Source organism: Paenisporosarcina sp. TG20, from assembly GCF_000286315.1.
GTDB lineage: Bacteria > Bacillota > Bacilli > Bacillales_A > Planococcaceae > Paenisporosarcina.
Map to the genome: position 1 here is coordinate 1 of NZ_ALJG01000223.1, position 11013 is coordinate 11013.

Annotated in this window: 6 protein-coding genes and 1 pseudogene; 5 read left to right on the top strand and 2 right to left on the bottom strand. The window is 36.0% G+C overall.

The window, feature by feature from the left end; all coding sequences use genetic code 11:
- Positions 1 to 145 precede the first annotated feature (145 nt).
- Both B371_RS0104915 and B371_RS0104920 read right to left on the bottom strand, forming a co-directional pair.
- Positions 146 to 1384: an MFS transporter gene (locus tag B371_RS0104915; protein ID WP_019413190.1), complete on the bottom strand. Its 1239-nt coding sequence runs from the start codon at positions 1382 to 1384 to the stop codon at positions 146 to 148.
- A 115-nt stretch (positions 1385 to 1499) separates the two neighbouring features.
- Positions 1500 to 2126, bottom strand: a complete 627-nt coding sequence (locus tag B371_RS0104920) for a LysE family transporter (protein WP_019413191.1) — start codon at positions 2124 to 2126, stop codon at positions 1500 to 1502.
- 690 nt (positions 2127 to 2816) lie between these two features.
- On the opposite strand from B371_RS0104920, the gene B371_RS0104925 reads away from it, so the two are divergent.
- The 5 genes and pseudogenes from B371_RS0104925 (at position 2817) to B371_RS0104945 (ending at position 10537) form a co-directional block, all read left to right on the top strand.
- The gene (locus B371_RS0104925; RefSeq protein WP_019413192.1) at positions 2817 to 4457 is read left to right on the top strand and encodes a catalase; all 1641 of its coding nucleotides are present in this window, start codon (positions 2817 to 2819) and stop codon (positions 4455 to 4457) included.
- Between the two features lie 266 nt (positions 4458 to 4723).
- Positions 4724 to 4999, top strand: a pseudogene (locus tag B371_RS24430) (asparagine synthase-related protein); the annotation flags it as partial.
- A gap of 329 nt (positions 5000 to 5328) precedes the next feature.
- On the top strand, positions 5329 to 6516 hold the full coding sequence (locus B371_RS0104935) for an exonuclease SbcCD subunit D (protein WP_019413194.1): 1188 nt from the start codon (positions 5329 to 5331) through the stop codon (positions 6514 to 6516).
- Positions 6513 to 9605: an AAA family ATPase gene (locus tag B371_RS0104940; protein ID WP_019413195.1), complete on the top strand. Its 3093-nt coding sequence runs from the start codon at positions 6513 to 6515 to the stop codon at positions 9603 to 9605. The genes B371_RS0104935 and B371_RS0104940 overlap by 4 nt, the downstream gene beginning before the upstream one ends.
- Positions 9606 to 9727: 122 nt before the next feature.
- Positions 9728 to 10537 (top strand): DUF2935 domain-containing protein, encoded by an 810-nt coding sequence (locus tag B371_RS0104945; RefSeq protein ID WP_019413196.1) that lies wholly within the window; start codon positions 9728 to 9730, stop codon positions 10535 to 10537.
- The last annotated feature ends 476 nt before the right edge of the window (positions 10538 to 11013 follow it).

Genomic DNA, 11013 nt, shown 5'->3' on the forward strand with positions numbered 1-11013 from the left:
CACTTGGCGCTCTGTCTTTATTTTGAAAATATTGGTTCAGTAGCCAAAAAGACTTGGAAGCTATAATGGACGCAGCTTGGGAGATTCATTTTAACTGAACTTTATTATTAGCGATTCTATAAAAACCGGATGACAATTCACCTTATTACGCATGTTTATTTCTATGTTCAATTTCATCCACTTTAATGAACTTGAAGACAATGAACAAAAGAATGAGTCCCAGCACACCTGCGGTAATATAACTAACATTAAGATGATTTTTCATCACCAACGACATAATAGGAGGACCTGCTGCAACACCGATAAATCGTGCTGAGCTGTAGAAAGAAGAAACGGTACCTCTTTCTTCCTTATCCACATTTTCGGTTATTACGGCATCTAGTACAGGCAATAATGCACCAATAGCTATTCCCACTATACTTGTGACCACTAATAAAAGTATTAATTTTTTGCTTGTATAGCCAACAAATACAACACTTGCGGACAATGTAATTAAGCAAAAAATCATTAGTTTTTTCATTGTTGACAAATTCCCTTTAATTTTCCGGCCAGTAATAAAAGAAGCGATACAAAGGAATAATAGAGGGATAGCTAAAACAAAGCCTTTCTTAATCCCTTTTATATCATGTACTTTCTCAAGGTTTTCAGACAAAAAAAATAAGGTGCTGAATAAAATCAACATCACAAGTATCCCGTTAAGGAATACAGTAAATAGCCACTTTCCATCGATCTTAAAAATTTCTTTGGTATTACTTAAAAACTTTTTAAACTTTACTGGTTTATCTTTTTCCTTTGGTACTTTAACAAAGAAAAAAATAAGTACTATTGAGATTAAGCTCAATGCAGAAATGGAGAAGAAGGGAAGAAACCATAAAAAGGCAGCTAGAACGGATCCTAGGATTGGACTAAGTACCTTTCCAAACGTGTTTGAAGTTTCTATAACGCCTAAATTGGAGCTTGTTTTTTCATCATCATCTTTATACAAATCCCCTACTAAAGGCATTACAATAGGCATAGCCCCAGATGCTCCAATACCTTGCAAAACTCGCCCAATTATAATCCAGGTATATGGGTCTTCCAACTTCCATGAAGCATATCCAGCAATAAGTCCCCCAATTAAAGCAAGAATTAAACTAGGTAAAATAACAGCTTTTCTACCTAAGCGGTCTGATAGATAGCCCGCAACAGGAATTAGAAAAATTGCAGCTACCGAATAGCTTGTGATAATCATACTTGATTGAAAAGACGATATTCCAACCTTTTTTTCCATAATGGGCAACACTGGGATAAGCATAGAATTACCAAGTGTCATAACCAAAGGAATTGAAGCCAGACTTATAAGGCACCAAACACTTACTTTGTTTTTTATACCAGCTTTATCCATATATGCACCTCGATTAATACTGGGTATGTTTTCGATTACCTACAAGTATGATTTCCTTTCCCTTTCTTTTTATGCATATTTGTGCTCATTTTTTATGTAAGAAACCTTAGAAAAATTAAAGTAGTGAATGATAGGCTTGGATTCCAAAGTAAACACCAAATCCAATCATGGAAATGGAAGAGAGAATAGAGACAATTTTTAAGAGCGTGGTGGATAAAAATTTACGGCCTTTACCTGATATAAAAGCTAATATAAAATCCCATAACATAATTCCAACTAAAATTGCCATGCTTGATACAATTATTTGAATTCCTGTAACACTTTCAGTGGACTTAACAAGAATAGATCCATAAATCCCTAACCAAAAAAGAATAGTAATTGGATTTAATAATGCCATTAAGAACCCAGATACTAATGAATGTCTTAGTCGGACATACTTAGTAAAATTCAAGTCCATCTTGATTTTATTTAATGAGAGCAAGTTTTCGATCCCTGTATATGTAAGAACAAAACAACCAAATGACCAAAGGAGTGTTTTCATAAAAGGAGTATCAATAAACTGTGCAACACCAAAATAAACTAAAACCATGTACAATATATCAGTTGCTAAAGCACCGAAACTAAATAACCAGGCATGAAAAAATCCGTTTTTAATCCCCGTATTTAAAAGCATGGCTTTAACAGGACCTAGTGGCGCAGCTAACGAAATACCCAAGAAAATATATGTGAAAATTGAATTCAATAAACAGCCCTCCGAAAAATGTTGTTTTTGCATTTTATTCGAGGGGGATGACTTGTACGACTCATAAGGGAAATTTAATAGCAAAAAATAAAAAAATCTAAATCGCGATTATTTTGAATAACCTTATTAAACTTGTTCAAATAAGTATTTGCAATAAGGTTTTGTTTATGAATAGTTAAATTTACAGTGATCATGACCGAATCCAAACCACTAACTGACGCAAAAATATAATGGAGTGATAACGCCTAGCAGAGACAAATCGTTTGAAGAGCATCTTCGCTTTGGTACATCTATACGAAAGGCGGTAGAGTAATACGGGAAACGAGGTGTGATTGGTCTCATACTCATGATGAAGATGGACCAACATATGGTAACCATCCTTCTGCTAAGCAATTAGACGCTTAGGCAGTCAATCTTATCAAGAGTAATGAACTAGAAAAGATGATGAACTGGGAATCGAACTATATCAATCAAGCAAAACTGGCAAACCCTTATTCTTGCAGGTGCGATACCAGCTAAAGATAGACAGGTTGAATTCCACTCCTATGAAACGCCTACTTATTTTGGGCTGATTTGTGCTTCTAACAAATAAATTTTTTTAGTTTTATGCCCTTTTTCCTCCGTTAAATTCTTCCTAAGTTGGACAAAATATAGAATGTCTAATGAAAGTTGGAAAGAGGAGGTTGAACTATGACAAGTTATAATGAGGAGAATGATACTAAAGATGTTTCTAATTCTTCAAATAACAATCAAACTGGTACTGGAGAATCGTTAGATAGTTTAACGAATCGACAAGGGCATCCCGTTACTGACAATCAAAATGTGAGAACTGTTGGAAACCGAGGTCCTGTGACCTTAGAGAACTACGATTTTATCGAGAAAATGTCTCATTTTGATCGAGAACGAATTCCAGAACGGGTTGTTCATGCAAGGGGAGCCGGTGCACACGGTTATTTCGAAACCTATGGGAAGGTTGGGGAAGAACCGGCTAGTAAATATACACGGGCGAAAGTCTTTCAAGAATCTGGAAAGAGGACACCTGTTTTTACACGATTCTCAACAGTAGTAGGGGGTAAAGAATCTCCTGAAACTGTCCGTGATCCACGTGGATTTGCGGTGAAGTTTTATACTGAAGATGGAAACTGGGATTTGGTTGGAAACAATTTAAAAATATTCTTTATTCGTGATCCGATTAAATTTCCTGATATGGTTCATTCCTTTAAGCCTGATCCAGTATCAAATGTTTCAGATCCTGAACGCATGTTTGACTTCTTATCTCAAACGCCAGAATCACTTCATATGATTACATTTTTATTTTCACCATGGGGAATTCCCGCAAATTACCGACAGATGCAAGGTTCTGGGGTAAACACTTACAAGTGGGTGAATAAAGATGGAGAAGCGGTGTTAATTAAATACCACTGGGAACCAAAACAAAAGATAAAAAACCTTACACAACGTGAAGCAGACGAAATTCAAGGGAAAAATATAGGTCATGCCACACAAGACCTTTATGAAGAAATTGAAAAAGGTAATTATCCTGAGTGGGAACTATTTGTTCAGATTCTAAGTGATGATGATCATCCTGAACTTGATTTTGACCCGCTAGATGATACGAAACTATGGCCACCTGAGCAATTTCCATTTCTTCCTGTAGGTAAGATGGTGCTGAATAAAAACCCGGATAACTTTTTTTTAGAGACAGAACAAATTTCATTTGGGACAGGCGTACTTGTTGATGGCTTAGATTTTTCGGATGATAAGATGTTGCAAGGGCGAACATTTTCCTACTCTGATACTCAACGGCATAGAGTAGGAGCTAATTACTTGCAATTGCCAATTAATGCACCCAAAAAACGGGTAGCAACCAACCAACAGGGTGGACAAATGGCGTACCAAGTAGATCTAAGTCCTGGCCAAAATCCTCATGTAAACTATGAGCCATCTACTTTGGGTGGCTTAAAAGAGGCGAAACAAATAGGGAAAGAACATCATCCTGAATATAATGAAAAGCTTGTAAGGGAATCAATCGATCGGTCAAATAACTTTGGACAGGCAGGAGATACGTTCAGAAGCTTTGAAGAATGGGAAAAAGAAGAACTCATCAGTAATCTCGTAGATGCGCTGAAAATTTGTCAACCACAAATTCAAGAGAAAATGCAGGAGTATTTTTCAATTGCTGATGATGAGTACGGTAAACGTTTTTCTGAAGGATTAGCTAAAGCGAAAAAAATGATGGCAAATGATGACATGCATCATACAGGTAGTTATGATGCAGATAAGGCTGCAGATAAGGCGCAAAAACAAGGACATGAAGCAGACCCTTACTAATTTAACTCTCTATTGAAAAGGGTTTCTAAATATGAGAAATTCTACCCTCACTAATTTATTAGTGAGGGATTATGATTGTTATTTTACAGCTAATCCAGGTTATTCAGATACCTATGTGCCTCGTATTTGTACTTAACCTAATACATGGGATGATTCTTATTCTCAGCTGCTCATGAACATAGAATACTACACTTCCGCATACTATCAGAAATAAAATAATCGATTGAAAAAAATGTAGACGGGAGATAAGGTATGTGGATACGTACGTACCAGAACAGGTAGTTCTTCGAAAAAAACTAGGTTTTCCGGTCCCTATCAAATACTGGATGAGTTATATGAATGGGTGAGGAATTTACCAAATAAGCCAGACAGACTATATTTTTCATAAAGAAGAGGTTCATAAGTTGCTGAGTGACCATGTCACCAATAAAAAAGATAATAGTCGAAAAGTATGGACGATTTTAACTTTTATGATTTGGCACCAGATCTATGTAGAGAATATTGGGAGTTTCTCTGAAAACGATGGAACCATCACAAAATAAATTGCAATAAAAGGGATGAGCGGAGTTACAACTTTGCTCATCCCTTTCTACTTGAGGTTATGCCAAAGTAAAACGGAATCCAAATAGAGGTAGAAAATATTGCACATTTGACTCAAACTATAGGAGTACTAGGTGTTAATTTGACCTGTACTATCTACTATTTAATTTGAAAACTATGAAATATAAAAAGTAAGCTATAATTCGTTTTTCCTGGAATCTATCATGTATAATGGTACTTATTATGGAAAACTCAGTTGTGTTAATAAAGAAGAAATAAAACGTTGTGTATATTAGAAATATCTAGAATTCAGTTGCGAAAGGAGCTTATTATGAAATTTTTTCACACAGCCGATTGGCATTTAGGAAAGCTTGTTCAGGGAGTTGCCATGACGGATGAGCAGCGTTATGTTTTACAACAATTTACTACTGCGATTGCAGAGGAAAAACCAGATGCTGTAATCATTGCAGGGGATTTATATGATCGGGCAGTGCCACCAACCGAAGCAGTAAATTTGTTGGATGAAGTACTGGAAACTATTGTGTTGAAATTAAAAACTCCTGTAATAGCAGTCTCTGGTAATCATGATAGCCCCGGACGTCTGAATTTTGGTAGTCGAATGATGAAATCGAACGGTTTTCATATTATGGGACAACTAACGAAGGATATAGAACCCGTTGTTTTACAAGATGAACATGGTGAAGTTCACTTTCATTTAATTCCTTATACTGACCCTTCTCAAGTACGTCATATTCTAGAAGATTCCGAAATTCGAACGCATGATGATGCAATGAAGAAGATGGTAGCCCATATTGAGGCAACGATCGATTCTACGAAAAGACATGTGTTTGTAGGACATGCTTTCGTAACACCTCATGGGGAGCAAGAAGAGAATACGAGTGACTCGGAACGTCCGCTTTCAATTGGTGGGGCGGAATATGTCAGTGCGTCACATTTTAAAAACTTTCACTATACGGCACTCGGACATTTGCACCAAGCACATTATGTATTGAACGAGACTATTCGCTATTCAGGGTCTCCTTTGAAATACTCAATTTCAGAAGAGCATCATAAAAAAGGTTTTCAAATCGTTCACATGGACGAACTTGGTAACGTTACAGTTGAAAAACGTTTCCTCTCGCCTAATCGCAACATTCGGACAGTCGAAGGGAAAATGGAAGACATCTTGTTGCATGAGATGAATGAAGATTACGTGTTTGTGAATTTACTAGATGACACACCGATTTTATTTCCTATGGAAAAGGTACGCTCGGTATATCCCAATGCTATGCATGTAGAACGTAAAGTTTTTTCTGCTTCAAAAGGGCAAGGTGAGCACGCATTAGAGTCACGCCATAAAATGGATGATTTAGCGCTTTTCAATGCTTTCTACGAAGAAGTGAAAGGTGTACAAGCATCTGAAGAAACTGAAACTATTTTTAAAGAAGTTCTTCAAGAATTTTTACTTGAGGAGCAGGAAATTAGCGTCCCTAATAAGAAAGCGGGGGTTAAAATTTGAGACCGATAACGTTAAAAATGACTGCTTTTGGCCCTTATAAACATACGGAATTTATTGACTTTAATGAATTGCAGGGAAATCAATTATTTGTTATTTCAGGAAGTACTGGGGCTGGAAAAACAACAATCTTTGATGGGATTTGTTATGCACTTTATGGGTCAGCAAGCGGTTCAGACCGCAGTGAATCACGAATTATGCGAAGCGACTTTGCAGAAGATGATGTACATACTTCAGTAGAGTTGGAGTTTGAAATTCATCAGCGAACTTATCGAATCCTGCGTCAAATGGGCCATGTTAAAAAAGGGAATAAGGGATCAACCGGTGAAAAGTATGAGTTGTTTGAAAAATTAAAAGACCGAGAAGTGCCATGTGTAGAACGACAAATCGTTTCAGAGATTAATATAAAAATGGATGAAATTATAGGTCTGACGCAAAATCAGTTCATTCAAATTGTGATGCTTCCTCAAGGCGAGTTCCGAAAATTACTCACATCTGAAACAGAAAATAAAGAAGAAATATTACGTAAAATTTTTAAAACAGAACCTTATAAAATGATCAGTGAACGCCTCAAACTTAAAAAAGCGAGTTCAGAGGAAGAACTGAAGATTGAACAACGAACAGCCAATAGTTTTATACAAAATATCAATTCTTCTCTTCCAGAAAGGGAATCAACCATATTTCAGGTTTTGGCCCAAGATAACTATAATATTCACCAAGTTATATCGGGTTTGGCAGAAGAAACATTATTTTATGAAATGAAAATTATTCAAGATCAGACCAAGTACGATGATGCTTACCAAAAACACACGAGCAAATCCGGTGAATATCATCAAGCCAAAATCTTAAATGAACGGTTTGATGAATGGGAAACGAAACAACAAAAACTACAAGTTTTAATAGATCAGCAGCCCACGTTTGAAGAAAAAGAAAAACAACTAGAAAAAGCCGATCGTGCCAGTTTAATCGAAGGAATTGAACTTCAATATAAGGAACTTAAGCAAGAAGTGTTAGATAAACAAAGGCTCCTGAAATTGGCGGTAAATTCAGAGGTTCATGCGAAGACAAAGTTAGAAAAGGTAAACCTTCAATATAATCAGGAAGAAAAGAAACAGGATGAACGTGAAAAAACAAACGAGACACTCGTTCGTTTACATGACTTTTTACCGATTGTGAAGGATATGGCTAAGAAAGAATCAGAGCTAAAACGATTAAGTATTGAAGTTGATAAATTGAACAAAGATGTTAAAACATTCGAGCAACAAGTCTCGTTGGGTAAGGCATCCCTAAATGAGTCAATAGAGAAAATGGATTTGCTCGACAATCAGTTGTTCTTATTTGATAACAAACTAGAAGAGCTTGGCGTGTTGAATGAGAAGTGCAGAATGTTAAAGGAATTTGTCGCGATTCAACGATCCCTCAAAATACAACAAGCGGAAACAGTTACCAAAGAGCAACACCTTAATGAAGTCAAAGCACAGTATGTGGCACTTGAAAATGAGTGGTTTGACAATCAAGCACGTGTGTTAGCTACACATTTACATGATGGAGAGGCGTGTCCGGTATGTGGGAGTGTAGAGCATCCAAATAAGAACGATGAGGATCAAACTTTTTCTCCATCAAAAGAGCAGTTGGAGCAATCCAAGCTAACACTAAATCAAGTGGATAGTGATTATCGTAATTCTTTGGCAAAACAAAATACTTTGGTAGAACAAATCAGTGTGAAAACTAAAGAAGTAGTAGAGTTTGATGTGGATATAGAGAGAGCTGAAGAAAGCTATAAAGCATCAGAAGAATACCGCCTTAAGGTATATTCTGAAGTGACTGCAATGCGAAAAAATAAAGAAATACTCAAAACCTTGAAGCAACAACACCAAGAGCAGACGCATATAGCTGAAAAGCTAGATGTGAGAAAAGTAGAAATCGAAATGACATATCAAGAAACTTTCTCAACTTATGAAAAAGCAAGAGCAATTTATGAGGACAAGATTCAATCAATTCCGAGCGAAATAAGGGTCTTATCAAGTTTAGAGCAACAAATTCATGAGATGATTGAACATAAAAGTAAACTGGAGAAGGCTTGGGTTGTTGTTCAAAAGGATCGTCAGGAAGCTAAGGAACAACATACATCTTCAATAGTAACTGTTGAACATACTGAAAAAGTTGCTCTAGAAACATCAGCTAAACTAGGTAAAGCTGAAAGCACTTATAAGACGGCACTTACATCTTCAGCTTTTGAATCTGAGGAAGTATATCAACAATCTAAGATGAAAGAATCAGAGCGGGCTCTTTTAAAGTCGAAAATCATGGAGTTCAAACAAACTCGTCATACACTTGGAGAACAGGTATCGGAATTGACAGCAAGACTTCAAGGTAAGAAGAAAGTAGATTTGACGGGCTTACAAAATGAGACGACAGCCTTAAAGGGTGTATATGAAAATGCATTACAAGAAGTAAACAAATCTAAAGACTATAAAAATACTGCTAGTAAACTAATCGAGAATATTACAGTTTCCAATCAAAAAGCAGTTGCCAAAGAACAGGAATTCAATCAAATAACAGACTTGTATGATGTGATTAGAGGACAAAACAGCCTGAAAATTTCATTTGAACGGTATTTACAAATAGAATATCTTGAACAGATTATTGTGTCTGCTAATGGCCGATTAAAAAACTTATCCAATGGACAGTTCCACTTAATTCGAAGCGAAAGACAAGAATCAAGGGGCAAGCAAAGTGGATTGGGATTAGACGTCTATGATGCTTACACAGGTCAAACACGTGATGTCAAAACACTTTCCGGTGGAGAAAAATTCAACGCTTCCTTGTGCCTAGCGCTTGGCATGGCCGATGTTATTCAAAGCTTTCAAGGCAATGTCTCCATCGATACCATGTTCATTGATGAAGGTTTTGGTTCACTTGACGAAGAATCTTTAAATAAATCAATTGATACTTTAATTGATCTTCAAAAATCAGGTCGTATGATTGGTGTCATCTCACATGTTCAAGAATTGAAAACGGCAATACCTGCAATTTTAGAAGTAAGAAAATCGAAAGAAGGATATAGTGAGACTCGTTTTCTAATTAAATGATAACGAATTTAAGGCAAAGGTTATCTTTCTTACTTGGAATTTAGAGTAGTAAGAACTTGGACTCCGCATAACAGACATCCCCTTTTCATATTATTGGTTATATATGAAAAGGGGATGTTTTATTGAAAAGAAGTATTGTTGATGAGTCATTAGAGGAACTACATTTTTGGCTTCAAATACTTGGAGATCATAGTAGATTTATTCATGACTCACTTGCTCCTAGTGAGGAAAAGTATGTAGAAGTAGCAAATTCATTCAAGGAAAATTTCGATAGTCTACTTCTTAATTCAAAGAAAACTTTAGATGAACAATCTTTAATGTCACTAATTCAGAAAGCAAAAATCTTAAGTGAAGAAATTCGTGCTTTCAAATTGGTGTTAATTCAGGAACATATTATAGGAAACATTAAAATTTCTTTACCGCCATCGTTTATTAACCATATGGTCAATGAAGTAGAAGAAGCAATTCGCATTTTTTCCTGCTTAGAACAAGGTGAGATGCCTCCAGTTGTTCATTCCTTACATCATGACCTGATATGGTTATTGGATGCAGCTGGCCATGCTGGCGCAATTGACGCTAATCTAGATAGAAGTGAAAAACAGCTGAAGTATGCAAGTAGAAAATTCACCAAAGACTGGGAAGATTTTTATTTAAAAGCTGTGGAGCTTGCAGGCTATTTACGAACAAACATAATGGAATTTCCTGCACTAACTAGATTCCATAATGATATTCATATGGAAATGGCGATATTTCAAACCTTTTTACGGGAGTTAGAAGAGATGGAGTTAAAGAAAGAAACGTTAGGAACTCTTGCTCCTCTTATGGCTGATCATATGGCACGTGAAGAATGTTACTATTTAAAAAAGTTAGCAGAAACAACCGAATTGCCTTTGCCAACATGCGATCCAGCAAAGCCGCGTACAATAGTGTAGAACTCTAGTGAATATGGAGGGATATACTAAATAAGATTAGGATCTTCTGCTAATGTGAGAAGAAGGGTTTTCCAAATGCGGATAAATATGTGGAAAAACAAATTACCTTTAAATAAAAACTTATCTTTTTTGCTTTTAAAATAATAAGAAGAACACTTACTATTGTATTTAAAAGATATTAGAATTAATTTCTTATATAATTTAATCTCTATTAAAAAAAGGAGCAAACCCACTATCCGGAGTTTGTCCCTTTTTCGCATCTAATAACAGCTTTTCAGTATTGCTACTGTCGAAATGTGTAAAACTTGAGCTTTTCATCAACATGTTTTCCCTAAATTAGGTGCTCTTCATATTCAGAAACAACTTCTTTTTCTGTTCCATCATCTATTGTTCCTCATTACCTGGTTTATTGTTTCCGTCATCTAATTAACGTAAATGACCTATATTATGGATGGGCACTGAAAAAGTCCTCAAAA